Source organism: Emticicia sp. 21SJ11W-3, assembly GCF_024138715.1.
In the GTDB taxonomy this organism is placed as follows: domain Bacteria; phylum Bacteroidota; class Bacteroidia; order Cytophagales; family Spirosomataceae; genus Emticicia; species Emticicia fluvialis.
This window is the reverse complement of the sequence record NZ_CP092074.1, coordinates 3,197,453-3,221,145: the sequence shown is the minus strand read 5'-3', so window position 1 is coordinate 3,221,145 and position 23,693 is coordinate 3,197,453. Positions and strand designations below refer to the sequence as shown.

Sequence of the window (23,693 nt, the reverse complement as noted above, 5' to 3'; positions counted from 1 at the left end):
ACGGCTACAAACAAAAACATAAAATTAAATAACTTCTATTCTTTAAAAAAGAAATTATGTGGAAATCAACATTTTTTTTGCTGATTATTTCTGCTCAAATGATAATGGGACAGAATCAAAAAGAATTTAAAATTATCGGAAAGTCCAATTATTATGATAAAAAAGAATTATTAATTGCAGCTGTTGGTCTTGACAAAGATTATCTGGAAATAGGTATAGATAGTTCTTTTGATAAAGTTGATTTTCCGATGAAATACGTAAAAGTAAGAAATAATGCTTTTGAAATAAAAGGTAAAGTAGATTATCCTATACCTATGCAAATAACGGAGGAGAAAATGATAGATGGAAGCATAAATTTTAATATATCTCACGTTTTTTTTGTACAAGCCGGTGTAACTCATGTAAAAATAAATAATTTACAGAGTCCGGTTATAGAATTATTGGACATCACTGCAGCCAATAATGAATTTCTAAAAATAAGAGCCTTATATAAACATTTAGAGATAAATAATCAGTCTTCCATGTTTTTTCCTAACGTAACAGACATTCATGAAAAGCATAAAATCCTTAATAAGTATATTACTGAGCATCCGGGTTCTTACATAGCATTATGGATTACGATTTTAGATTATACGAGTAATGGATACATTAGCGAGATATTTAATAATACCACATTATTCTCTGATGAAATAAAATCAAGCAGACCTTATAAAACATTAATACAAAAATTAAATATTGAAAAAACCTTAGTAGTCGGCTCGCAAATCAGCAGGAATATATTACCTAATAAGTACAAGGATTTTCATAAAAATAAAATCACACTTATAGAATTTTGGGCAACATGGTGTAAGCCATGTCTTGCGCTTATTCCAGACTTAAAGAAAATTTATACAGATTATCATTCTAAAGGCTTTGAAATATATGGAATTTCTAGTGATGAGGCCTCAAAAAAAGCTATTTATGAAAAAACTCTCAGGAAATACGAAATGAAATGGGAGAATATGATGGAGCCCGAAGTTTTGAATAACTGGAATATAAACAGTTTGCCCTCTAACTTTTTAATTGACTCAGAAGGTACGATTATTGCCATTGATATTTCTCCGGGAAAATTAGAAAAATTATTGAAGGAAAAACTAATTAACTAAAGTTGTGCCAAGTACTAAATTTCCTTATATACAGCAACACGACGCGATGGATTGCGGCCCTACCTGCTTACGCATGGTGGCAAAGCACTATAAGAAGAGTCTGAGCATACAGACACTGCGCAACAAAGCAGAAATTGGCAAAGAGGGTGTTTCTTTATTGGGTATTGCCCAAGCCGCTGAAGATATTGGTTTTAAAACATTGGCCGTAAAAGTAAGCTTTGAAAAACTCGTTTCAGAAGCACCTTTGCCATGTATAGTGCACTGGCAGCAGAATCATTTTGTGGTGGTTTATAAGATTTCAAAAAGCCGTTTTGGCAGAGATATAACTGTTCATGTGGCTGATCCGGGCAAAGAATTGCTTACCTACACAAAAGATCCTCTGCGACAGAGTCCCCTTGCTTGGTTCCGGCCGGGCTTACGGGAGACTCTGTCGGGACAATTTTATTGTTATTTGTTGTGGCAGTTATGAATGTTCCGACGGAGTCTCCCGTGTGTGAGGGATAACGTGTAAGCAAGGGGACTCTGTCGTTGTGGCCTTTGGGTTGGGGATTGCTTTTTAAGGTTTTGAGGTTTGTCATTTTCTTCTTTAAGATATCCTCGGCCACAACAGAGTCCCCTTGCTTAACGTGGCCTTGAGCGCACGGGGACGCCCAGTCAGGAGACACTGCTGAGACCGTTACTGCTTTTTATGGGTTTATTGTTCTTATAATGAAAAGGTGGTTCCGACGGAGTCTCCCGTGTATGAGGGATAAAGTGTAAGCAAGGGGATTTCTATGATAAAGACAAAGAACTAGTTCAAGGAAAAGTTAAATTTTTCTTGTTTGCGAATCAGCGCAGAAACTATATGTAAAATTTTGTTTCTAACAGCATTCAAAGCCGACATTTTGCTTTTATCTTCGGCAAGTTTTCTTTCATAATATTGCTTAATAGGTTGACACCATTTGACCGTAGATAGCGCGGCCATATGCAGTGCTTGCTTTAGTTTTTTATTAGCCAGATGTGAAACTCGTGGTGTATTTTTAAGACTACTCCCTGATTCTTTTTTAAAAGGTACTACACCTGCATGACAAGCAATTTTTCTTGGATCAGAAATCGTTTCAAAGTTATTAGTTGCCGTAATCAGGGCAATGGCAGTTTGTTTGCCAACACCTGGAATACTTTCAATCAAATCCTTGTTATTGTCAACTTGCAGATCTTCTTTGACTATTTCATCCAACTCTTTGTCAATTTTGGCAATACTTTTGGCTAATCCTGCTATTGAATCCTGTAAGGTCTTCTTTAAAGATGCATGGTCTTTTGTAGAAACAAATCCCTTCATTTCATTGACATGCCGTTCTATCTGATGCTTCTGTTTGAGTAATAATTGTCTAGCAGATTGTAAACGTTTCATCTTTACAACCACTTTATTATCAGGTTTATATATCCTGATTGTTGGAAGATTCTTTCTTAAATACTGGGCAATTAGATACGCATCAGCACTATCTGATTTCTCTCGCCTAATACCCTTTGAGTTAGCAATGTCTAGGGCATTAGATACCACCAAATCTAATCCTTTTTCGACCGCATAAACTTTAAAAGGATTTGAATAGATACCCGTATTTTCCATCCCAAATAATATCGAGCCTAAGTCTTTATACCCTGCATTCTTCAGATTTTTTAACAAACCAGAAATGTCTTTTGCTGTATTGTCAATCTGCCCATTTAATAGAACTTTGTCCATTGAATCAATTAGCGAATAATCAATCGTCAATTTTGATACATCCATTCCTAAAAATAATGTCTTGGTTTTCATATCTTTGTAATAGTTGAAGAATAAGAAGTTGGTTTCGATAGATTGACACATGTCTTTAATAATAGGGTCGGTAGCCCTGAATTTCTATTTGTGTTGACTATCGAAGTAGCGAGGGTAGGACTATATCCCCTTATAGGCTCCAAGCCTATGACTCTAATTAGTTTCCCTACCCCCCACAACTTCTATAATTGTTAATCTTACCAAAGATAACCTTTCTTGGTTTTGTACAGCTTGCTTTTCATTTACAAATCTAAAAGACTCTGTCGTTGTGGCCTTTGGGTTTGGGATTGTTTTTTAAGGTTAGTCATTTTCTTCTTTATGAATTTCTAGTCATTGGCCGCAGCAGAGTCCCCTTGCTTAACGTGGGCTTAGGCGCAATCTCTACTTTTTATTCCCCAAAGCGGAAATATTTCCTTCATCATAGTAGGTATTGAATATATGCTCTCAACTGCTTTAATTATAGGCCTCCGCTACAGAGTCTTTTAGATTTGTAAATGAAAAGCAAGCTGTACAAAACCAAGAAAGGTTATCTTTGGTAAGATTAACAATTATAGAAGTTGTGGGGGGTAGGGAAACTAATTAGAGTCATAGGCTTGGAGCCTATAAGGGGATATAGTCCTACCCTCGCTACTTCGATAGTCAACACAAATAGAAATTCAGGGCTACCGACCCTATTATTAAAGACATGTGTCAATCTATCGAAACCAACTTCTTATTCTTCAACTATTACAAAGATATGAAAACCAAGACATTATTTTTAGGAATGGATGTATCAAAATTGACGATTGATTATTCGCTAATTGATTCAATGGACAAAGTTCTATTAAATGGGCAGATTGACAATACAGCAAAAGACATTTCTGGTTTGTTAAAAAATCTGAAGAATGCAGGGTATAAAGACTTAGGCTCGATATTATTTGGGATGGAAAATACGGGTATCTATTCAAATCCTTTTAAAGTTTATGCGGTCGAAAAAGGATTAGATTTGGTGGTATCTAATGCCCTAGACATTGCTAACTCAAAGGGTATTAGGCGAGAGAAATCAGATAGTGCTGATGCGTATCTAATTGCCCAGTATTTAAGAAAGAATCTTCCAACAATCAGGATATATAAACCTGATAATAAAGTGGTTGTAAAGATGAAACGTTTACAATCTGCTAGACAATTATTACTCAAACAGAAGCATCAGATAGAACGGCATGTCAATGAAATGAAGGGATTTGTTTCTACAAAAGACCATGCATCTTTAAAGAAGACCTTACAGGATTCAATAGCAGGATTAGCCAAAAGTATTGCCAAAATTGACAAAGAGTTGGATGAAATAGTCAAAGAAGATCTGCAAGTTGACAATAACAAGGATTTGATTGAAAGTATTCCAGGTGTTGGCAAACAAACTGCCATTGCCCTGATTACGGCAACTAATAACTTTGAAACGATTTCTGATCCAAGAAAAATTGCTTGTCATGCAGGTGTAGTACCTTTTAAAAAAGAATCAGGGAGTAGTCTTAAAAATACACCACGAGTTTCACATCTGGCTAATAAAAAACTAAAGCAAGCACTGCATATGGCCGCGCTATCTACGGTCAAATGGTGTCAACCTATTAAGCAATATTATGAAAGAAAACTTGCCGAAGATAAAAGCAAAATGTCGGCTTTGAATGCTGTTAGAAACAAAATTTTACATATAGTTTCTGCGCTGATTCGCAAACAAGAAAAATTTAACTTTTCCTTGAACTAGTTCTTTGTCTTTATCATAGAAATCCCCTTGCTTAGTTCCGGCCGGGCTTACGGGAGACTCTGTCGGGACAATTTTTTTCTATTTGTTATGGCATTTATTGTTTATGAGTCTCCCGCGTGTGTTGGTATGAGCATAAGGAAGGGGACACTGTCGCTATGGCCTTTGGGTTAGGGATTATTTTTTAAAGTTTTACGATTAGCCATTTTCTTCTTTAATATTTCCCCGGCTGCATTAGAGTCCCTTTGCTTGACGTGGACTTAGGCGCACGGGGACGCACAGTCAGGAGACACTGCTGAGACAGCCAAGGTTTTTGTATATTTATAAGGTTCTTGTTGTGAAAAGCTGGTTCCGACAGAGTCTCCCGCGTGTTTTGGTATGAGCATAAGCAAGGGGACTCTGTCGTTGGTACTATCTAAACACTAAATATCCAGATAGTGAGTCAGTTCTACTTTCGCATCTTTCTCGTTCAAATTATAAAATCTGGCAGATGAATAAGCATACGCCAGATAATTTGCTGCCAGATTCCACTTACCACTTAATGGGTTTTTATGCATGTAATTTAGCTTTTGCAGTATAAAATCTTCATTAAAACATTCTTTGGCATCGTAAGACTCATTGAATACCTGATGTAACTTTCCTTTTTTTGCTTCTCTGGCTTTTACAGCATTTTCGAGCCTTTCCAATAACTCTGAATTATTAGCTTGTTCTAGCCGCTTGACAATTTCATAGGCCATAAATCTTTTTGCGTTACTGATAACTTTGTAGAGTTCAGGAGCATCTTTGGGTAAGTAAATCATGCAATGCAGGTGATTTGGCATAAAAACATAACCCAACGTCCGGATGTTCTGCCGATTCAGTAGGTTAAGCCATTGATAGAGGTTATCATATAACTGAGTGATTTCAAAAAGGGGTATCCAGTTGTAACAGGTGAATGTCAAGAAATAAACCGCTTCTTTTTGATTTTGTCTTACTCTTACAGCCATGGGTGTCAGCATTTATTGTTTATTTGAAAGGCCACTGCGACAGAGTCTTTTAGATTTGTAAATGAAAAGCAAGCTGTACAAAACCAAGAAAGGTTATCTTTGGTAAGATTAACAATTATAGAAGTTGTGGGGGGTAGGGAAACTAATTAGAGTCATAGGCTTGGAGCCTATAAGGGGATATAGTCCTACCCTCGCTACTTCGATAGTCAACACAAATAGAAATTCAGGGCTACCGACCCTATTATTAAAGACATGTGTCAATCTATCGAAACCAACTTCTTATTCTTCAACTATTACAAAGATATGAAAACCAAGACATTATTTTTAGGAATGGATGTATCAAAATTGACGATTGATTATTCGCTAATTGATTCAATGGACAAAGTTCTATTAAATGGGCAGATTGACAATACAGCAAAAGACATTTCTGGTTTGTTAAAAAATCTGAAGAATGCAGGGTATAAAGACTTAGGCTCGATATTATTTGGGATGGAAAATACGGGTATCTATTCAAATCCTTTTAAAGTTTATGCGGTCGAAAAAGGATTAGATTTGGTGGTATCTAATGCCCTAGACATTGCTAACTCAAAGGGTATTAGGCGAGAGAAATCAGATAGTGCTGATGCGTATCTAATTGCCCAGTATTTAAGAAAGAATCTTCCAACAATCAGGATATATAAACCTGATAATAAAGTGGTTGTAAAGATGAAACGTTTACAATCTGCTAGACAATTATTACTCAAACAGAAGCATCAGATAGAACGGCATGTCAATGAAATGAAGGGATTTGTTTCTACAAAAGACCATGCATCTTTAAAGAAGACCTTACAGGATTCAATAGCAGGATTAGCCAAAAGTATTGCCAAAATTGACAAAGAGTTGGATGAAATAGTCAAAGAAGATCTGCAAGTTGACAATAACAAGGATTTGATTGAAAGTATTCCAGGTGTTGGCAAACAAACTGCCATTGCCCTGATTACGGCAACTAATAACTTTGAAACGATTTCTGATCCAAGAAAAATTGCTTGTCATGCAGGTGTAGTACCTTTTAAAAAAGAATCAGGGAGTAGTCTTAAAAATACACCACGAGTTTCACATCTGGCTAATAAAAAACTAAAGCAAGCACTGCATATGGCCGCGCTATCTACGGTCAAATGGTGTCAACCTATTAAGCAATATTATGAAAGAAAACTTGCCGAAGATAAAAGCAAAATGTCGGCTTTGAATGCTGTTAGAAACAAAATTTTACATATAGTTTCTGCGCTGATTCGCAAACAAGAAAAATTTAACTTTTCCTTGAACTAGTTCTTTGTCTTTATCATAGAAATCCCCTTGCCAGCCTTTGGCATTCGCACACGGGAGACTCTGTCTGGATAATTTTTTTTTGCTATGAAAGTTATTGTTTTTTTGAAAGGCCTCTGCGACAGAGTCCCCTTGCTAGGCTTTGGCATTCGCACACGGGAGACTCTGTCGGGACAATTATAACCCAACGTCCGGATGTTCTGCCGATTCAGTAGGTTAAGCCATTGATAGAGGTTATCATATAACTGAGTGATTTCAAAAAGGGGTATCCAGTTGTAACAGGTGAATGTCACGAAATAAACCGCTTCTTTTTGATTTTGTCTTACTCTTACAGCCATGGGTGTCAGCATTTATTGTTTATTTGAAAGGCCACTGCGACAGAGTCCCCTTGCCAGGCTTTGGCATTCGCACACGGGAGACTCTGTCGGGACAAAGTTATTGTTTTTTTGAAAGGCCTGTGCGACAGAGTCTTTTAGATTTGTAAATGAAAAGCAAGCTGTACAAAACCAAGAAAGGTTATCTTTGGTAAGATTAACAATTATAGAAGTTGTGGGGGGTAGGGAAACTAATTAGAGTCATAGGCTTGGAGCCTATAAGGGGATATAGTCCTACCCTCGCTACTTCGATAGTCAACACAAATAGAAATTCAGGGCTACCGACCCTATTATTAAAGACATGTGTCAATCTATCGAAACCAACTTCTTATTCTTCAACTATTACAAAGATATGAAAACCAAGACATTATTTTTAGGAATGGATGTATCAAAATTGACGATTGATTATTCGCTAATTGATTCAATGGACAAAGTTCTATTAAATGGGCAGATTGACAATACAGCAAAAGACATTTCTGGTTTGTTAAAAAATCTGAAGAATGCAGGGTATAAAGACTTAGGCTCGATATTATTTGGGATGGAAAATACGGGTATCTATTCAAATCCTTTTAAAGTTTATGCGGTCGAAAAAGGATTAGATTTGGTGGTATCTAATGCCCTAGACATTGCTAACTCAAAGGGTATTAGGCGAGAGAAATCAGATAGTGCTGATGCGTATCTAATTGCCCAGTATTTAAGAAAGAATCTTCCAACAATCAGGATATATAAACCTGATAATAAAGTGGTTGTAAAGATGAAACGTTTACAATCTGCTAGACAATTATTACTCAAACAGAAGCATCAGATAGAACGGCATGTCAATGAAATGAAGGGATTTGTTTCTACAAAAGACCATGCATCTTTAAAGAAGACCTTACAGGATTCAATAGCAGGATTAGCCAAAAGTATTGCCAAAATTGACAAAGAGTTGGATGAAATAGTCAAAGAAGATCTGCAAGTTGACAATAACAAGGATTTGATTGAAAGTATTCCAGGTGTTGGCAAACAAACTGCCATTGCCCTGATTACGGCAACTAATAACTTTGAAACGATTTCTGATCCAAGAAAAATTGCTTGTCATGCAGGTGTAGTACCTTTTAAAAAAGAATCAGGGAGTAGTCTTAAAAATACACCACGAGTTTCACATCTGGCTAATAAAAAACTAAAGCAAGCACTGCATATGGCCGCGCTATCTACGGTCAAATGGTGTCAACCTATTAAGCAATATTATGAAAGAAAACTTGCCGAAGATAAAAGCAAAATGTCGGCTTTGAATGCTGTTAGAAACAAAATTTTACATATAGTTTCTGCGCTGATTCGCAAACAAGAAAAATTTAACTTTTCCTTGAACTAGTTCTTTGTCTTTATCATAGAAATCCCCTTGCTTAGTTCCGGCATGGCTTACGGGAGACTCTGTCGGGACAATTATTTTGTTATTTTTTCTATTTGTTATGACAGTTTCCGCGACAGAGTCCCCTTGCTAGGCTTTGGCATTCGCACTCGGGAGACTCTGTCGGGACAATTTTTTTCTATTTGTTATGACAGTTTCTGCGACAGAGTCTTTTAGATTTGTAAATGAAAAGCAAGCTGTACAAAACCAAGAAAGGTTATCTTTGGTAAGATTAACAATTATAGAAGTTGTGGGGGGTAGGGAAACTAATTAGAGTCATAGGCTTGGAGCCTATAAGGGGATATAGTCCTACCCTCGCTACTTCGATAGTCAACACAAATAGAAATTCAGGGCTACCGACCCTATTATTAAAGACATGTGTCAATCTATCGAAACCAACTTCTTATTCTTCAACTATTACAAAGATATGAAAACCAAGACATTATTTTTAGGAATGGATGTATCAAAATTGACGATTGATTATTCGCTAATTGATTCAATGGACAAAGTTCTATTAAATGGGCAGATTGACAATACAGCAAAAGACATTTCTGGTTTGTTAAAAAATCTGAAGAATGCAGGGTATAAAGACTTAGGCTCGATATTATTTGGGATGGAAAATACGGGTATCTATTCAAATCCTTTTAAAGTTTATGCGGTCGAAAAAGGATTAGATTTGGTGGTATCTAATGCCCTAGACATTGCTAACTCAAAGGGTATTAGGCGAGAGAAATCAGATAGTGCTGATGCGTATCTAATTGCCCAGTATTTAAGAAAGAATCTTCCAACAATCAGGATATATAAACCTGATAATAAAGTGGTTGTAAAGATGAAACGTTTACAATCTGCTAGACAATTATTACTCAAACAGAAGCATCAGATAGAACGGCATGTCAATGAAATGAAGGGATTTGTTTCTACAAAAGACCATGCATCTTTAAAGAAGACCTTACAGGATTCAATAGCAGGATTAGCCAAAAGTATTGCCAAAATTGACAAAGAGTTGGATGAAATAGTCAAAGAAGATCTGCAAGTTGACAATAACAAGGATTTGATTGAAAGTATTCCAGGTGTTGGCAAACAAACTGCCATTGCCCTGATTACGGCAACTAATAACTTTGAAACGATTTCTGATCCAAGAAAAATTGCTTGTCATGCAGGTGTAGTACCTTTTAAAAAAGAATCAGGGAGTAGTCTTAAAAATACACCACGAGTTTCACATCTGGCTAATAAAAAACTAAAGCAAGCACTGCATATGGCCGCGCTATCTACGGTCAAATGGTGTCAACCTATTAAGCAATATTATGAAAGAAAACTTGCCGAAGATAAAAGCAAAATGTCGGCTTTGAATGCTGTTAGAAACAAAATTTTACATATAGTTTCTGCGCTGATTCGCAAACAAGAAAAATTTAACTTTTCCTTGAACTAGTTCTTTGTCTTTATCATAGAAATCCCCTTGCTTGGTTCCGGCCTGGGCTTACGGGAGACTCTGTCGGGACAATAAACTATCAGCCGGTAGCTTATCCAGCACTAATTACCTGCTTCGTACACCGGGTCATTGATGAGTGTCAGCTGGAAGTATTGTTTGTTAGGGGCTGAGTAAAAGAAGAGTTCTTCTTCGGCGCAAAATTCAACCAGCGCCTCATAGTTTAGTAGCGTAAATGACGTATAAAATACATGCAGCATGTCGGCGTCATGGTTAATGCCTTCAAAATGGTTCAGGAAACTGTTGGCACTTAGCTTGTCTAGCACGTTATCTACCTGTTGGGCTGTCATCTTTGCTTGGTTTAATAGCTGCAAAGATAGCCATAATAAATAAACCAAAGTAGTAATCAGTATTTTTAGCGCAATAGCAGGGGTTTGGCCGTGTCAGCTAGTGGTAGGGCTGTTGCTGGTTTTTGGTTGGCAGAGTTGCCGGGGGTACTTTAGGCCATGCGAAGGGCAGGGGTAAATATAAAAGACCATCGCCCCGGCAGGGATGATGGTCTCAACGATAAACCTTTCAGGACGGCGCGTTTGCATCTGCTGAAATGAATGTTTTGGCCAGACTTTCAGCCTATTGTTTTCAGCAGGTGCGCCACTCATCAGGATAAAGTACCTGTTGGGTCCAGTTTCAGCAAATTTGTTGCGTTGATTCTGGCGGCAACTTCAATTTTCTGAAATGACGGCCTTGCCCAGGCTTTTTTTGCTTTAAGTTGGTTGGCAAATTGTCCCAGCCCTTTTTTTGAATTTGTTGTCATGTTACGGTTATTTTTAAAGATTTTTGAAAGATTCATACTTTGCCGGCATTTCAGAAAACAGTTTTCAACTGGCGCAACACTTATCAGGATACCGCACCTGTTGGGTCCAGCCTAAGTAAAGATGCTGCTTTTATGCTGAACGCTACTTCAATTTTTTGAATTCCGGGCTTCACCCAAGTTTTTTTTGAACCTACACGGCTCGCAATGGCCGAAGTCGATTCCTTTTCTGATTTTTTGATCATCTGGCAATTTCATTAATAGGTTAATAAGGTATACTCATTCTTTTTTCTGAATCCAGCGCCTGTTCGGAGGGTTTGTTCCATTAGCAGGCATAGTAATTACGAGTGAATAGGGGTAGCTGAATTAAGGCCCAGCAAGCTGGCTACATTAATTTGGGTTGCTACTTCAATTTTTAGAATAGATGGCTTTATCCACATTTTTTTTGCTTCGGGTTGGTTGGCAACGGTTGGCATTGGGTGGTTGTTTGCTTTGTTTTTCATGTACAGTTTTGTTTTGCGTTTATAATAGGTTGAAATGTAAGACAAGCAGACGCATCAAGGCGTGCCTGTGGTTGAATATACTTTTAGCTGTAAAAGGCAGATGGATGTATCAAGAACCAAACGGCTCGGCCGCTTTCATTAACCGGGTAAAAACTGAGGTATTCAACTCAATTTTTTCTATTGCCGGGGTAGCCCATCGTTTTTTGGTGGTTTGGGTGTGTTTTTTCACCACAGAATGGTTGGTTTTGATAGGCGGTGTTTGCATTGTGGTTATCTAAGTATTTGAAACAAAAATAAGATATTCATTAGTTTTAACAAAAAATAGTGCAGATTTTATTTGTTAAAATGCCCTTTCTGTGCTTGGGTGGCATTGCTGTCTGCCGGGCAGTTTACAGGCAAATACCCGGTTATACGGTTTTTAGCAAGTGCTGCCGCCTGTATGCCCGGGTATTTTTTAAAACTGCTATCTGGTAAAACCGGTTATCATTTCAGGAAGATGGCCCTGACGGCGTATGCCCCGGGCCGGGGCCGGGCTGCAATAGCCACAGGCTTCTGAAGGCAACTTCAATTTTCTCGAACCTGGGTGTGGACCATTTCTTTTTTAAAACGGCCTCAGGTTTTTCAGTACAGCGTGTTTGATCATTTAATTGCTCGTTTTTTAACATAAAATTGCTGGTTTAATTGTGTAATTAAAAGGGTATTGAAAGGGCTTAAAATTGGTAACGAATATTCATACAGGCACAACCAAACAACCGGCTACACGCATAGGCATGGTTAACTGACCGTTGGCATTGGTAGATTATACTGGTGTATTAATTAAGAGACTCAATAGAAAGAAAAAACAGAAGCGCACTAATCTACAGCATCGTTAGGGCATTTCGGTTAGTCAGATTTTAATCGTTGCAGTTGACTGATTGAAATGCCTTACCAAATATATTGGTTTTAGTATAAAATAAAAAATATTTTCGCATTAACTTTTTTATAATGAGGTGTTTAAGTGCTATTGCCCGATAGTGCTTCCCTAATGAATATACGCAAACCCGTTACCGAAAAAATGTGTTGAGGCAGCAATTGCTGCGCTCACGGCAGGTTTTATACGGAGGCAGATAATGGAAGAAGGGGCGTATATCCGGCAGATGCCATATAGGCATCAGTAAAAGCCATTTAATAAAATAATAACCCGGTGCAGATTAAAATGTAACAATATTTGATATATTTTTTTGCTACTTAAAAAAAATGCTATAAATTTGAGACTTATAGTCACAGCAAAAGTTGTTTTGGATAGGGGCTGCTCTTTGAGTAGCTCTTTATTTTTTTATATACCCCCACAAATGCCGGGCTCTTCCGGCACCTGATTCGCGCCCGGTTTTGTTGGTTTTATCTGTCTTTTGGCAGAAAGCCATTTCAAAAACCCTTAATTTTTTGCAGTTCGGCGATGATTTCAGTTCATTCAACTATTTTTTTTCCGGCAGCGTGTGTTTACAAGCTAACTTGCATCAAAAGTCACAGCAAAAGTTATTTTAGATAGGGACTGCTCTTTGAGCAGTCTTTATTTTTTCAGGCAGGTCTCAATCATCAATAAAGTGTCTCGTCTTCAACACCTGCGGTAATGCACCTGGTTCAGCTTTATCAGTTGGGGGGTGCAGCTTACATTTTTCTTAATTTTATGTTTCTATACCAAACAGTGCTGCCCCAGTCTTGCAGGCCAATGCGGCCGCTGTAGTTACCTTTGCCTATGGGGGCTTTAGCCAGGCCGCTTTTTGCAATCTTCTCTTTCCATTCGGGGCTGTTCAGGTCGTGTTCCTGCACGGTAAAGCCATTTTGCAAAACAGTTAGTTTCCCTTTGCGCATTATAAAATGAATGCTGTTCCATTCGCCTTGCGGGTTGCTTTCGCGCAGGCGGGCGTTGGCCACACCAAAGAAATCGCTGGCACGATGGGTGTTTTCGGGCGAGCCCTCATAAATCTTGTCGTCAATTACCTGAAGTTCAAGGCCGGTGTCGTGCATGTTTTTGTATTGAGGGGCTTCTTTCACAAAAAAGAAAAGGCCGCTGTTGGCAAATTTGCTTACTTTCCATTCTGCTTTCAGTTCAAAATCGCCGGTTATTTCTTCGTCAATCACAATATCGCCGCCGTTTTTGGCCTTGTTTCCGGCGCGCTCGGGTACGTTCAGTTTAATGGCGCCCTGGTCAATTACCCAGGCAGAGCCGGGCTGCCCGCCACCGTAGGCATGCCAGCCTTTCAGGTCGCGGCCGTTAAAGAGCAGTTTCCAGCCGGCTTTTTTTTCTTCGGGGCTAAGGGTGGTTTGTGCAACGGAGTGCAGCGTAAGGCCGCACAGAAGAGCAATCAGTGTTAAATGTTTCATTGTGGTATAAGGTTGAAGTCCGAAACAAATATAGCTTTTTTTATGAATGCAGCCTGAAACGTTTTTTGCCAATGAGGCCGCCACACCCGCTCAGCCGGATGATGTGGGCGCGTTCTGAAAATAATTTAGTTTGTTTTGGTAGTTTTGGCCTGAAAAATGAATAAATTTATAGAATAATTACGTGTTTTTTGTTGAAAGCCGTAGTTTTGTGCTGTAAAAATAAATTGCTAATTGAGATGGATTTCAGAGATTTAAAAGGTGCCTCAGTAGAAGAGCGCACGTTTATATATAAACAATATGAACATACTTTTCCTGTAGACGAACGTAGAAACGAAGGCCAGTTTCATCAGCTTTTCGAAAACGAACACACCCGGATTTTCAGTATCGATTCTAACGATAAATCGATGGGCTATTTTGTAACCTGGCCTTTTGAAGATTTTTTGTTTGTTGAGTTTTTTGAGATTTATGCCATTTTCAGAAGCACCGGGTTGGGAGCCCGGGCATTGCAGGCTTTAAAAAACAGGTATCAGGTAATTGTGCTGGAGACCGAACCACCTGAACTGGGCAACGTGGCCAGAAAACGCATTGCGTTTTACGAAAACAGCGGTTTCAAGGTGGTAGATGAGCAGTATCGCCAACCTGCCTACGACCAAACCAAAAACAGCATACACATGTATCTGATGGCCACCGGAATAGTAGATTTAACCGTTGTTAAAACCGAAATTTACCGCCGCGTTTATGGCGTAGTTATGTAATGGGGGGGGTAGTGCTTAGAATGGCCTGCCTGCCGGTAGAGCCTGGTGTATTTTGCTGATGCACCACTTCAATGCCTTTTGGTGGCAGGTGTTAGTTTACCTTCTCATAAAAATAAGAAATCCGGCTGGTTTTGTCGTCATAAGTAAGAATGGTTTTTTGCCGGTTGTGGTTGTAGAAACTCAGCAGGCCGAAGTCGCCCGAGCAAGCCGCCGTATGAAAAAGCAAAGTACCCATAATAATAAAAGCCTGTTGTGGCGTGGCTACTATTAACAGCCCCAGCAGCACAACGCTTATCACCACAAACGGCGCCAGCGCCACAATGGTAAACTCTTTTCTGCTGGCCACAAATTTGTCTGCAACGGCCATAAAGTAGAACTTCCGCAGGTACATATCAAATGAAGTATGCGTTGCACCTACGCTACGATATGCCAGCGCGTGTATGTACTCATGCACAGGTATCAGCAAAAAAGTAAAAGCAATGCCCATGGCCAGGTAGTTGAGGGCGTTCCACCATTTGGCGCCGGGTTGCGTGCCATACCGCCATACCAGCAGCGCAATGGCTGCCATTATAAGCAGGTTGGCAGCATAGTAAAACCTGGATGCCCAGGTGGGTTGCTTCAGGTATTTCTGCACAAAGGGGATAAGTTCCTGATGGTCGAGCTTCTCAAGCAAGACATATTGTTCTGTTGATAGTTCTTCAGGGGTGAGGCGCATTACGGGGTATTTTTTATCTAAACATAATCAATTTTCCGTATATACAAAAGCGTTTAAAGAGATAATGAGAATTTGAACGTATTGAAAATATGAATAATTTTGATGTTTCAATATATATTGAAAATATAGGAATATTAATTTTGTACGTCTGTTGTATCCGTCTTTTCAAGCTGCCTTAAAATGAGCTGTCGCAGGCGTTCTTCATGCGTATCGCCCCACTGGCCAATGGCGCCAATGAGGGGTATCAGGCTTTTGCCGAAGTCGGTCAGGCTGTATTCTACCTTTGGCGGCACCACCGGATATATCACCTTTGTTACCAGCTCGTGTTCTTCCAGTTCTTTCAGTTGCATATTCAGAACCCGCCGCGAAGCATCCGGAATTTTGCGTTGCAACTGGCTTGGTCGCTGATGTCCCTGATGAATAAACCACAGCAAACGCATTTTCCATTTGCCATAAAGCACTTCGCCTATCAGGTCGAGGCCGCAATTGAGGTTCGGTAAGGTCTTTCTTTCGTACATAGTACAAATGTATGTTTTAGTGCCTGTATGCGCAACAGGGGATAAATTTATCCGTATCTGAATCGTATTTCCGTACTTGTCCAAACTGTTTTTATGCCCCAATTTTGCGCCATCAACAACAATGAAAATGGAACAATTTAATTTCAATAATGAGTTGCAAGGCAAGATTGCGCTGGTAACCGGCGGAACCAAAGGCACGGGCAGGGCCATTGCAGAGCGGTTATTACAAGCCGGCGCAACGGTGATTATTGCCGCCAGAAACGAACCCGAAGAGCGCAACAGCCAGATGCACCTGATAAGGGCAGACTTAAGCCGGACAGAAGGAACCCGCAAGGTAGCCGATGCTATACTGGCACAATATGGCCGCCTGGATATACTGGTGAATAACCTGGGTGGCTCTGAAACCCCCGGCGGAGGCTTTGCCGTACTGACTGATAACGACTGGGAACAAACCCTGCAAACTAATCTGCTGGCTCCGGTGCGGTTAGACAGGGCTTTTCTGCCTGCTATGCTGGCGCAAAAGAGCGGGGTTATTATTCATGTAGGTTCTATACAGGCACGGTTGCCGCTGTATGATTCAACGCTACCCTATGCGGCCGCCAAAGCAGGGCTTGTAAATTATAGCAAAGGGTTGTCGAACGAGGTGGCTCCGCAGGGGGTACGTGTGCTGACGGTTTCGCCGGGATGGATTATGACCGGCGCAGCACAAAGAATGATGCAGCGCATTGCCACCAGCAGCAGCATAACGGTAGAACAGGCCACCCAAGGTGTGATGGATGCCCTGGGCGGGATACCCGTCGGCAGACCGGCGCAACCTGAAGAAGTAGCCGAGCTGGTAGGGTTTCTGGTTTCTCCACGGGCTTCTTATCTCACCGGAACTGAATATGTGATTGATGGTGGGACAGTACCGACTGTTTAGTGGTTTTTTTTACTTTCAGGCGCATAGTACAATTCTGAAGAAAAAATCTACATTTTTTTTCTTCCTCTGTTGTTACTTTTTGCGGAAAAAGTAACCAAGACTAGCCGTCGGCGACTAGCCGTCCGCGACTAGCCGTCCGCGACTAGCCGTCCGCGACTAGCCGTCCGCCTCAACAGGAAATGATGTTTTGCGGATACTGAATTTTACTTGTTATTTTTTACTCAGTGAAACTCAGCGTAAAGCTTCGTGACACTGCGTGGTTAAATTTTATCACTTTAATAAACACAAAACAATGAATTTACCAGATGTAATAGCGGCTTTGTTGAAAGCCCAGAACGATTTCGACAGCACAGCTTATGCCCGCTGTTTTGCAAACAATGCTTTGGTGTATGACGAAGGCCGCACCCACCAGGGCTTTGAACAAATAAAAGCCTGGAACGAGCAAACCAATGCCGAATACGCCACCATTCTTGCGCCGATTGATTATGCCACTACGCCGAAAGGAGGTATTCTGACAACCCTGGGTTCGGGGACATTCCCTGGTAGTCCGATTGTGTTTAAATATCATTTTGAATTGGATAATGATAAGATTGCGTCATTGAAGATTACCGGATGATTTGTGTTCTGTAGCCATTCGTAGAGCCGCATTGAATGCGGCTAATCGCAGAATTAGGTTGCTATAGAACCATGCCAATATTAATCATTTATTGTTTTCACAGCCACCTGAAGCCGCAAGCATCGCACCTCTACCAAAATTTACTATTATAAATGATAGGGGACTATGTTATTTTTTCAGTGAGAATATAGGCAGAGAATGCGTAATTATAAATCATTACCTTTACAAAAAAACATACACATGCTTTACCGTATTTTGTATCATTTATGCTGGCTTGTTGTTTCTTTGGTGGTGGCGGCCATTGTGGCCATGGCTTTTTATACCTTTCAGGCCGCCGGGGTATCGCGCAGTTTCTGGGTGGTGTTTGGGCTGCTAGAGGCGTTGCACGTGGTGTTGTTATGGCGGGGGCAGTTTACCAGCAAAACAAGAGCTTTACTACTTCATAATCTCAATTTTGGCTTGCTGGCACTGGTAAGTTGCTTTGTGGTGTATTTGTATGCCAATGTGGGGTCGTTCAGAAACGACGGCGACAACAGCATGGAGTTCAGGTACTTCTCTTATTTTTTTGATAACATCTTTCTGGTTAATCTGATAGTTTTCATTGCCAATTTCTGGGTACTTTGCCGCTGGTTGCTGGTAAGGGGAGTCGGCATCGTATAGCCATTTCCGGTTTATTAGAAGCACCGGCAGGCAAAGGCGTTTCTGTTTTTTTAAGACTAAACCTGTCTGTTCTGAATGCCGGATTTTGAGCTGCCTGCTAAAACTTGGGTGAAAATTATCCAACCATTTGTTAGTTAGCGTTACAGTCTTTATTTTTGGGGGTATTCTGAAAAATGGAGTACTAAATATCAACCTAAATTTTATGATAGATTCTAGCAATAGCCCAACTATGTCTTCAAGCGAAGAAACTTTAAGCAGCCAAGAGATTGAATTGATTGCACAAAAAAAAGATTGGATTAAACCAGCACTGAGAGTTTTGAATTTGAAGAATAGCGGTAATACCAGCCCTGACGGTTCAATTAGTACCGGAAATCCAGCATCATGATTTTTGGGTCTACCGACCTCTATACCAATTTAGATTTTACTGGTTTTCAGATTCTTGAAACCCCTGCATTAAGGCTGGCCTGCCAAGGCAGGGCTTGTGCAATGTTTGAAAACCCCGAACGCCATCTGGTATTTGCCGCACAGGGCCGCATTGACAACCCGCAAGACCTGCAACCTTTTACCGGTGTTTGTTCAGGCGGGCCTGAATATATGTGGCGTGCGTACCTGGCATGGGGAAAAAAATGTGCCTCACGCCTGTTGGGCGATTGGCTTTTTTTTGCCTGTAATACGCAAACGGGCGAGGTTTTCCTGGCCAGAGACCAGAACGGCAGTGGAGAAGTTTTCTACAGGCAAACACCGCACGGGCTGGTATTTGGCAGCTCGGTTAGCTTGCTTACGGCCACAGGCAAAGAACTGAATTTGCCTTTTGCACTAAGCCGGTTAAGCCGGTGGAATTATGAAGGGTCTGAAACCCAGACCTTATTCAGGGGTATAGAAAAAATACTGCCAGGGCATTCATTAACCTGGTTTGGAGGTCGTCTTACTTTTTACCGATACTGGCAACCAGAGCAGATTCCGCTCAAATGCTACAAGCAGACTCAAGATTATGCCGATGAATTACTTGAAATAACCAAAGAGGCTGTGAGATGCAGGATACCGGGCAATGCTAAGGTTGCGGCTATGCTCAGCGGCGGGCTTGATTCAGGCACTGTGGCTTATCTGGCTGCCGAATGCCTGGGCAATGCACCTTTGGTTACTTTTAGCCATGTGCCTTTGTATCCGCACCGCAATCCGGCGGCGATTCCCAGATGCATAGCCGACGAAAGCCCTTACATAAAGGCAACAGCCGCCACCAGAACCAATATAAAGCCATTTTTATTGCAGTCGGCCACGGTTTCACCCATCCAAAGCATCAGGAAACTGGTTGCTATTCACAATTCATTTGCTTTCAATGGCTCTAGTGCTAATTGGGTTCTTGATATTTATGAACACACCGCTGCACAGGGTGTTGAAGTTCTGCTTTCGGGGCAGTTCGGAAATGTAGCCTTGTCGTATACAGGCAGCCGTGTACAATTGCCAATGCCACCCGGCTTAAAGGCACTTAAACAAAAGGTGGTGAGACCTTTATTGAAGAACCTGCTTGAATACCGGGCATTTGAAGCCTATTTCAGTAGTAGCTTTCTGAACAAAAGCCTGTTGGGCGAATATGGTATCAGAAAAGATGTGCTACTGAACCGCAGTTGCAGCAAAACGTTTTTTTTTACCAAACAGGAAGAAATGATGTATCTGACACAGCGCGGAAACCGGAACCGTTTAGCCAGTACAGACAGCGAATTTCCGTTTGAAATTCTTGACCCCACGGCTGATAGCAGAATACTTGAATATTGTATGGCTATACCCAATCAGTTTTTTTTTAATGAAAAATCTGAAAGCAAACAAGTGCTGAAGCGTATGATGGCAGGCCGCCTGCCCGATATGGTTTTAAACGAGAAAGGTAGAGGATTGCAGGGTTCAGACATAGACCAAAGGCTAATTACCGAAGCCGACATATTAATTGATTATTGCAGGCATTTTGAAAAAAATGCTGTTTTTAGCCACTTTGCTGATACCTCGGCCATGATACGATCCTTGCAGCAACTGAAAACAGATACCCCACCCGGACTGGGTCAATTGAATTGTTTGCTTAAATTAGTTGCGTTCGGGTTTTTTCTGGAGCAGAACGGGTTTTAGTAGGGGCATCACACCGCTGGCTTAGGCCTTGTGTTTTAAAATACGCATTCAATTCTGTTCCATTGCAAAAAAACATTTTTGAAATCCGGAATTTATTTTGTTAACTTCGTAAGGTATCCCGGATACTGGTATCTTACGATATCAACAAGAACGATAGTACGCATAGCGCCAAACTTTAATTTCCTGAAGAGATGTACCTTTTTGCCTGAACGGGCAGGAAAAATGCTAATCATTAGGTCATGAAACACTATCATCGGTTCCGGTTTGGGAACACCGTTCCTCTTATAGGCTTAAACCGGCGGGTTTAAGCCTTTTTTTGTGCCTGCCAGATACCTTCTTTAAAATAATTAAGCGCGCCATGCCCTTTCTCAATCGAGGGTAGGAGTGGCACGCTGGTGGATGCTGCGAATCTGGAGATTCGCGCCACAAATATTAATAAACTACGAATATTACGCGTTGGTACCGTATCAAAGCCGGGCTTCCACTATCTTTCCCTTCTACAATAATATGTATGGTATATCCGGTTTTGGCGGTTTGTGGTATTTCTATGGTGGCCGTATTGTTGGCTGCTGACTGTATGGTCACATTTTCCGGCGACGTACCCGCCTCGGCATATTGCCAGTAAGTAAACGCTACCGAATGTCCGTCAGGGTCTGATGCCGCAGCGCTGATGCTCAGTTTTTCACCGGCTTTTACTCTTCTGATGTTACCGTCTTTTACCGAAATTCTAGGGGCATGGTTGGCGTCTTTATAAGGTTTTACACACCAGTCGGCACGGGCGGCAAAATCCAGTTGCAGGGCATCTATCCAGCGGGTTTGCGGAAAAGAGGCATCCTGCTTACCTGTAAAATGATTAAAGTCTGTCAGGGTGGAGGCATCTTCCCAACGGAACGGATTCTCTTTTGACTGCACCAACCGGCCACCCCAGCTGCCGTATTCGGGGTTATTGCGGTTCATCAGACCAACATCCAGCAGTTGAAAATAAGCGGGTGAGTCGCCCTCCGAAATAAAATCATAAGGGGTCATTTTGTATTTTTCCATATCCTCTGGGCTGCCGTGGGTATGCTCGGGGTCTCCGGCAATTTTTTGTCCGTCGCCCCATGAATAGTATTTAGCCATCAAAGGCCCGTGGTTATGAATGATGTTCCGGCTCATAAATTCTCCGCGCAGGTAAGGTTGCAATGCGGCAGGCACTACCTGTGTCCAGGGATACGCCAGACACCAGAACTGGTTGGCATTATAAAAGACGCGTATCTGCGGCCAGTTGGGCGCTATGTACTTGCGGTAGGTGGCGTCCTGGTCAAGCACGGTGTAGATAATCGCTTTTTTTGATACCTTGTTGTATATCTTCTGCCAGTCGGGTTTGTTTTTGTAGGCTTCTTCTATCGATTTCAACGCGCGCGCTATGGTATTGGTGCCACCCCAAACCTGCAGATAAACGGGTTGCGGGTTAGCATCCAGCAGTACTTTTTTTATCAGTTCCGAACCCTCCGTTACTTTGTCCATTTCTCCTTCAAAATCTATGTTGCCTACTTTTACCAGTTTTTTCAGGGCCGAGGCGGTGGGGTAGCCTGCCGCATGTTTGGCCAGATTCGGCTGTACTTTGCCGTATTCATCAAGCAGCTCTTCCATCCATGTAGTGCCGGGCCAGCGCAACTCGGTGCGCTCGCCATAGCGTTCGGCGGTTAACTGCATCTCAGACCTGAACCGCGTGCCTTTGCCGTCTCCTTTGTAGTGCCACTGCGAGCTGCTGTAAACGAGGCCTTCCAGCTTTAATTCATTGGCATAGAGTAGCATCCTGATGAACGAGTCCACGTCGTCCAGTTCGCCGTCGGTGGTTACGATGGTGCGGGGTTTTTGTGCCATGGCCGACAAACTGGCCAGCAGCATCAGCAAGAGGTATATTGTTTTTAGTTTCATGAGGAGCGAATGGGGGAATGAGCGATTGAGCGAATTAGTGAATTAGTGATTGAGTGAATTAGTGATTGAGTGAATGAGCGATTGAGTGAATTAGTGAATTAGCGGCCGGCGTTCCGGTGAATGAGCGATTTAGTGAATTAGCGGCCGGCGTTCCGGTGATTGAGCGGGCGGCGTTCCGGGGAAAGAGCTTTTGGCTTTGGTCTGGGTTTTATTCCTGCTGATACGGTGGTTTTGTTTAGGTTACAAATATACATTTTTATCATATATGGGGGTTGTGGCAATTTTCTAGGTTCTTAACGCAAGCCCAAACATCATTTTACATTTGGTTTACTTCTTTTTACAGGCTTTTAACAGTTGCCGGAATAACAACAGGTAGATTTGCTGATATAACGGCCACCGGAAAAGCAGCGGCAATTAAAACCAGGCAGGGTTTATTGTTAAACCAGAACTGCCATTGCCTGCTACTTTGGGCTGGTTATCATCAAAATTGATTTTACCTTTAAATTTATAAAATTATGAAAAAATTGTTTGTGTTTATTCCGGTAATTATGCTGGGTTTATTTCTTCTCAATTCTTTTGTGCGGAAAGAAAAGGAGGGAAACAGAACAGGTAAACCGGCGGGTGTTGCCAGCATTGTTTTTAAATCTACCGATGGCGGACAAACCTGGCACGACATCAGCAAAGGGCTGCCTGAAAATTTGCAGAAAGATGGGGTGAGGGGAGAGAGCCTGATTGCCAGCGACAACGGGCTGTTTTTACGTGCAGGTGACGGGGTTTATTATAATGAAGCAAGTAAGGCTAATTCAGACTGGACAAAAGAGGGTTTCCCTGGTAAGCAACGGTATCTTTCCCCGGGCAACAACAAGATGTTTGCCTTTGATTTCAGAGGTCAGTTCATGCGAAAAATAAACGGAACCAATGATTGGGCACCCATTTATACCAATTTTCAGGAACAAGCCGTGAGCTTAGATAAAACCATCGACTGGATGTACAACAGTTATAAAGAGCGCCAGGTAAATACCGTTTTTGAAACGGCCGCAGGCATTGTTTTTATAGGCGCCAGCAACAATCTTTTCAGAACGGCCGACTATGGTAAAACCTGGAAACGCGTGCATATCGGGGGTGGGCTGATGAAACTGGCAGAGCAAAACGGGGTGCTTCTGGCTACGTATAAAGAAGGGGTGCTGAGGTCGACGGACAATGGACTGAACTGGGCGCCCGTGTTGGGTGAGGGGGGCGTTGGCGTTGCCGTTGAACCCATAACAGGCGGGTTTGCGGCTATTGTTACCAGCAAGGAAGCCCGCATCAACCGCCTGTATATTTCAACGGATAAAGGCCAAACCTGGAATGCGGTGGGCGGAGACCTGCTGCCGTCAAGCGAAAGGTTGTTTATGAGAAAAATAGGTATGCTTCCTACGTCATCTACTATTTTATCTATCAAACAAATGGGTGAATTTTTAATATGCGGGCGGGCAGATGGCATCTACCGCTCGGCAGACATGGGCAAAACCTGGCATCCACTGGCGGTGCCTCTAACTGGCAATTACGGTTTCCATGTTTCTGTTTCGGGTAATACATTGTATGTGATGCCCTTTAAGGGCTGCTAGGCAAGGGTAAACCCGACTGGTTTAAAATCATTCATTATTG

Annotated in this window: 24 protein-coding genes; 13 read left to right on the top strand and 11 right to left on the bottom strand. The window is 41.4% G+C overall.

What is annotated here, in order from left to right; genetic code table 11:
- Nucleotides 1–56: 56 nt before the first annotated feature.
- Nucleotides 57–1,145, top strand: coding sequence for a TlpA family protein disulfide reductase (locus MB380_RS13650; protein ID WP_253524079.1), 1,089 nt, complete (start codon nucleotides 57–59; stop codon nucleotides 1,143–1,145).
- 4 nt (nucleotides 1,146–1,149) lie between these two features.
- Complete coding sequence (locus MB380_RS13645) at nucleotides 1,150–1,614, top strand: cysteine peptidase family C39 domain-containing protein (RefSeq protein ID WP_310587329.1); 465 nt, start codon at nucleotides 1,150–1,152, stop codon at nucleotides 1,612–1,614.
- Between the two features lie 321 nt (nucleotides 1,615–1,935).
- On the opposite strand, the gene MB380_RS13640 is transcribed toward MB380_RS13645, so the two are convergent.
- On the bottom strand, nucleotides 1,936–2,937 hold the full coding sequence (locus tag MB380_RS13640) for an IS110 family transposase (RefSeq protein WP_253523137.1): 1,002 nt from the start codon (nucleotides 2,935–2,937) through the stop codon (nucleotides 1,936–1,938).
- 736 nt (nucleotides 2,938–3,673) lie between these two features.
- Here MB380_RS13640 and MB380_RS13635 point away from each other — a divergent pair.
- Entirely contained in the window at nucleotides 3,674–4,675 is a 1,002-nt protein-coding gene (locus MB380_RS13635) for an IS110 family transposase (RefSeq protein WP_253523137.1), read from the top strand.
- A 419-nt stretch (nucleotides 4,676–5,094) separates the two neighbouring features.
- Here MB380_RS13635 and MB380_RS13630 read toward each other — a convergent pair whose 3' ends face one another.
- Nucleotides 5,095–5,658 carry a transposase gene (locus tag MB380_RS13630; protein WP_253524069.1) on the bottom strand — a complete coding sequence of 188 codons (564 nt, stop codon included), beginning with the start codon at nucleotides 5,656–5,658 and terminating at the stop codon, nucleotides 5,095–5,097.
- A 303-nt stretch (nucleotides 5,659–5,961) separates the two neighbouring features.
- On the opposite strand from MB380_RS13630, the gene MB380_RS13625 reads away from it, so the two are divergent.
- The 3 genes from MB380_RS13625 (at nucleotide 5,962) to MB380_RS13615 (ending at nucleotide 10,153) form a co-directional block, all read left to right on the top strand.
- A complete protein-coding gene (locus MB380_RS13625) occupies nucleotides 5,962–6,963 on the top strand; it encodes an IS110 family transposase (RefSeq protein ID WP_253523137.1) in 1,002 nt (333 codons plus the stop codon).
- 723 nt (nucleotides 6,964–7,686) lie between these two features.
- A complete protein-coding gene (locus tag MB380_RS13620; protein WP_253523137.1) occupies nucleotides 7,687–8,688 on the top strand; it encodes an IS110 family transposase in 1,002 nt (333 codons plus the stop codon).
- A gap of 463 nt (nucleotides 8,689–9,151) precedes the next feature.
- Nucleotides 9,152–10,153, top strand: coding sequence for an IS110 family transposase (locus MB380_RS13615; RefSeq protein ID WP_253523137.1), 1,002 nt, complete (start codon nucleotides 9,152–9,154; stop codon nucleotides 10,151–10,153).
- 101 nt (nucleotides 10,154–10,254) lie between these two features.
- Here MB380_RS13615 and MB380_RS13610 read toward each other — a convergent pair whose 3' ends face one another.
- From MB380_RS13610 to MB380_RS13585, 6 genes are all read right to left on the bottom strand, one after another.
- The gene (locus tag MB380_RS13610; RefSeq protein WP_253524067.1) at nucleotides 10,255–10,500 is read right to left on the bottom strand and encodes a hypothetical protein; all 246 of its coding nucleotides are present in this window, start codon (nucleotides 10,498–10,500) and stop codon (nucleotides 10,255–10,257) included.
- A 308-nt stretch (nucleotides 10,501–10,808) separates the two neighbouring features.
- Nucleotides 10,809–10,964: a hypothetical protein gene (locus MB380_RS13605; protein ID WP_253524064.1), complete on the bottom strand. Its 156-nt coding sequence runs from the start codon at nucleotides 10,962–10,964 to the stop codon at nucleotides 10,809–10,811.
- Nucleotides 10,965–11,302: 338 nt separating this feature from the next.
- A complete protein-coding gene (locus tag MB380_RS13600; RefSeq protein ID WP_253524061.1) occupies nucleotides 11,303–11,464 on the bottom strand; it encodes a hypothetical protein in 162 nt (53 codons plus the stop codon).
- 109 nt (nucleotides 11,465–11,573) lie between these two features.
- On the bottom strand, nucleotides 11,574–11,729 hold the full coding sequence (locus MB380_RS13595) for a hypothetical protein (RefSeq protein ID WP_253524058.1): 156 nt from the start codon (nucleotides 11,727–11,729) through the stop codon (nucleotides 11,574–11,576).
- A 223-nt stretch (nucleotides 11,730–11,952) separates the two neighbouring features.
- Nucleotides 11,953–12,129 carry a hypothetical protein gene (locus MB380_RS13590; protein WP_253524055.1) on the bottom strand — a complete coding sequence of 59 codons (177 nt, stop codon included), beginning with the start codon at nucleotides 12,127–12,129 and terminating at the stop codon, nucleotides 11,953–11,955.
- Nucleotides 12,130–13,111: 982 nt separating this feature from the next.
- Nucleotides 13,112–13,828 carry a DUF1080 domain-containing protein gene (locus MB380_RS13585; protein ID WP_253524038.1) on the bottom strand — a complete coding sequence of 239 codons (717 nt, stop codon included), beginning with the start codon at nucleotides 13,826–13,828 and terminating at the stop codon, nucleotides 13,112–13,114.
- A 236-nt stretch (nucleotides 13,829–14,064) separates the two neighbouring features.
- Here MB380_RS13585 and MB380_RS13580 point away from each other — a divergent pair, with 236 nt between their 5' ends.
- A complete protein-coding gene (locus tag MB380_RS13580; RefSeq protein WP_253524035.1) occupies nucleotides 14,065–14,583 on the top strand; it encodes a hypothetical protein in 519 nt (172 codons plus the stop codon).
- A gap of 91 nt (nucleotides 14,584–14,674) precedes the next feature.
- Here MB380_RS13580 and MB380_RS13575 read toward each other — a convergent pair whose 3' ends face one another.
- Nucleotides 14,675–15,298 (bottom strand): DUF3267 domain-containing protein, encoded by a 624-nt coding sequence (locus MB380_RS13575; protein ID WP_253524032.1) that lies wholly within the window; start codon nucleotides 15,296–15,298, stop codon nucleotides 14,675–14,677.
- Between the two features lie 134 nt (nucleotides 15,299–15,432).
- A complete protein-coding gene (locus MB380_RS13570) occupies nucleotides 15,433–15,816 on the bottom strand; it encodes a helix-turn-helix domain-containing protein (protein ID WP_253524018.1) in 384 nt (127 codons plus the stop codon).
- A 127-nt stretch (nucleotides 15,817–15,943) separates the two neighbouring features.
- Between MB380_RS13570 and MB380_RS13565 the strand changes: the two genes are divergently transcribed.
- The 5 genes from MB380_RS13565 (at nucleotide 15,944) to MB380_RS13545 (ending at nucleotide 20,126) form a co-directional block, all read left to right on the top strand.
- Complete coding sequence (locus tag MB380_RS13565; protein ID WP_253524015.1) at nucleotides 15,944–16,735, top strand: SDR family oxidoreductase; 792 nt, start codon at nucleotides 15,944–15,946, stop codon at nucleotides 16,733–16,735.
- 292 nt (nucleotides 16,736–17,027) lie between these two features.
- On the top strand, nucleotides 17,028–17,351 hold the full coding sequence (locus MB380_RS13560) for a nuclear transport factor 2 family protein (protein ID WP_253524007.1): 324 nt from the start codon (nucleotides 17,028–17,030) through the stop codon (nucleotides 17,349–17,351).
- 240 nt (nucleotides 17,352–17,591) lie between these two features.
- Complete coding sequence (locus MB380_RS13555; protein WP_253524004.1) at nucleotides 17,592–18,011, top strand: hypothetical protein; 420 nt, start codon at nucleotides 17,592–17,594, stop codon at nucleotides 18,009–18,011.
- A 229-nt stretch (nucleotides 18,012–18,240) separates the two neighbouring features.
- Nucleotides 18,241–18,396 carry a hypothetical protein gene (locus MB380_RS13550; protein WP_253523975.1) on the top strand — a complete coding sequence of 52 codons (156 nt, stop codon included), beginning with the start codon at nucleotides 18,241–18,243 and terminating at the stop codon, nucleotides 18,394–18,396.
- Entirely contained in the window at nucleotides 18,393–20,126 is a 1,734-nt protein-coding gene (locus tag MB380_RS13545) for an asparagine synthase-related protein (RefSeq protein WP_253523973.1), read from the top strand. The genes MB380_RS13550 and MB380_RS13545 overlap by 4 nt, the downstream gene beginning before the upstream one ends.
- Nucleotides 20,127–20,558: 432 nt before the next feature.
- On the opposite strand, the gene MB380_RS13540 is transcribed toward MB380_RS13545, so the two are convergent.
- Nucleotides 20,559–22,046 carry a DUF1593 domain-containing protein gene (locus tag MB380_RS13540; RefSeq protein WP_253523970.1) on the bottom strand — a complete coding sequence of 496 codons (1,488 nt, stop codon included), beginning with the start codon at nucleotides 22,044–22,046 and terminating at the stop codon, nucleotides 20,559–20,561.
- Between the two features lie 515 nt (nucleotides 22,047–22,561).
- On the opposite strand from MB380_RS13540, the gene MB380_RS13535 reads away from it, so the two are divergent.
- Nucleotides 22,562–23,653, top strand: a complete 1,092-nt coding sequence (locus MB380_RS13535) for an exo-alpha-sialidase (protein ID WP_253523967.1) — start codon at nucleotides 22,562–22,564, stop codon at nucleotides 23,651–23,653.
- Nucleotides 23,654–23,693 lie beyond the last annotated feature (40 nt).

What these genes read in the sequence shown, in the direction of transcription:
- MB380_RS13585 (WP_253524038.1), bottom strand. Translation starts at nt 13,828, where the DNA reads ATGAAACATTTAACACTGATTGCTCTTCTGTGCGGCCTTACGCTGCAC.
- MB380_RS13545 (WP_253523973.1), top strand. Translation starts at nt 18,393, where the DNA reads ATGATTTTTGGGTCTACCGACCTCTATACCAATTTAGATTTTACTGGT.
- MB380_RS13560 (WP_253524007.1), top strand. Translation starts at nt 17,028, where the DNA reads ATGAATTTACCAGATGTAATAGCGGCTTTGTTGAAAGCCCAGAACGAT.
- MB380_RS13650 (WP_253524079.1), top strand. Translation starts at nt 57, where the DNA reads ATGTGGAAATCAACATTTTTTTTGCTGATTATTTCTGCTCAAATGATA.
- MB380_RS13615 (WP_253523137.1), top strand. Translation starts at nt 9,152, where the DNA reads ATGAAAACCAAGACATTATTTTTAGGAATGGATGTATCAAAATTGACG.
- MB380_RS13625 (WP_253523137.1), top strand. Translation starts at nt 5,962, where the DNA reads ATGAAAACCAAGACATTATTTTTAGGAATGGATGTATCAAAATTGACG.
- MB380_RS13550 (WP_253523975.1), top strand. Translation starts at nt 18,241, where the DNA reads ATGTCTTCAAGCGAAGAAACTTTAAGCAGCCAAGAGATTGAATTGATT.
- MB380_RS13630 (WP_253524069.1), bottom strand. Translation starts at nt 5,658, where the DNA reads ATGGCTGTAAGAGTAAGACAAAATCAAAAAGAAGCGGTTTATTTCTTG.
- MB380_RS13590 (WP_253524055.1), bottom strand. Translation starts at nt 12,129, where the DNA reads ATGTTAAAAAACGAGCAATTAAATGATCAAACACGCTGTACTGAAAAA.
- MB380_RS13600 (WP_253524061.1), bottom strand. Translation starts at nt 11,464, where the DNA reads ATGAAAAACAAAGCAAACAACCACCCAATGCCAACCGTTGCCAACCAA.
- MB380_RS13640 (WP_253523137.1), bottom strand. Translation starts at nt 2,937, where the DNA reads ATGAAAACCAAGACATTATTTTTAGGAATGGATGTATCAAAATTGACG.
- MB380_RS13570 (WP_253524018.1), bottom strand. Translation starts at nt 15,816, where the DNA reads ATGTACGAAAGAAAGACCTTACCGAACCTCAATTGCGGCCTCGACCTG.
- MB380_RS13595 (WP_253524058.1), bottom strand. Translation starts at nt 11,729, where the DNA reads ATGCAAACACCGCCTATCAAAACCAACCATTCTGTGGTGAAAAAACAC.
- MB380_RS13620 (WP_253523137.1), top strand. Translation starts at nt 7,687, where the DNA reads ATGAAAACCAAGACATTATTTTTAGGAATGGATGTATCAAAATTGACG.
- MB380_RS13555 (WP_253524004.1), top strand. Translation starts at nt 17,592, where the DNA reads ATGCTTTACCGTATTTTGTATCATTTATGCTGGCTTGTTGTTTCTTTG.
- MB380_RS13580 (WP_253524035.1), top strand. Translation starts at nt 14,065, where the DNA reads ATGGATTTCAGAGATTTAAAAGGTGCCTCAGTAGAAGAGCGCACGTTT.
- MB380_RS13575 (WP_253524032.1), bottom strand. Translation starts at nt 15,298, where the DNA reads ATGCGCCTCACCCCTGAAGAACTATCAACAGAACAATATGTCTTGCTT.
- MB380_RS13635 (WP_253523137.1), top strand. Translation starts at nt 3,674, where the DNA reads ATGAAAACCAAGACATTATTTTTAGGAATGGATGTATCAAAATTGACG.
- MB380_RS13540 (WP_253523970.1), bottom strand. Translation starts at nt 22,046, where the DNA reads ATGAAACTAAAAACAATATACCTCTTGCTGATGCTGCTGGCCAGTTTG.
- MB380_RS13535 (WP_253523967.1), top strand. Translation starts at nt 22,562, where the DNA reads ATGAAAAAATTGTTTGTGTTTATTCCGGTAATTATGCTGGGTTTATTT.
- MB380_RS13605 (WP_253524064.1), bottom strand. Translation starts at nt 10,964, where the DNA reads ATGACAACAAATTCAAAAAAAGGGCTGGGACAATTTGCCAACCAACTT.
- MB380_RS13565 (WP_253524015.1), top strand. Translation starts at nt 15,944, where the DNA reads ATGGAACAATTTAATTTCAATAATGAGTTGCAAGGCAAGATTGCGCTG.
- MB380_RS13610 (WP_253524067.1), bottom strand. Translation starts at nt 10,500, where the DNA reads ATGACAGCCCAACAGGTAGATAACGTGCTAGACAAGCTAAGTGCCAAC.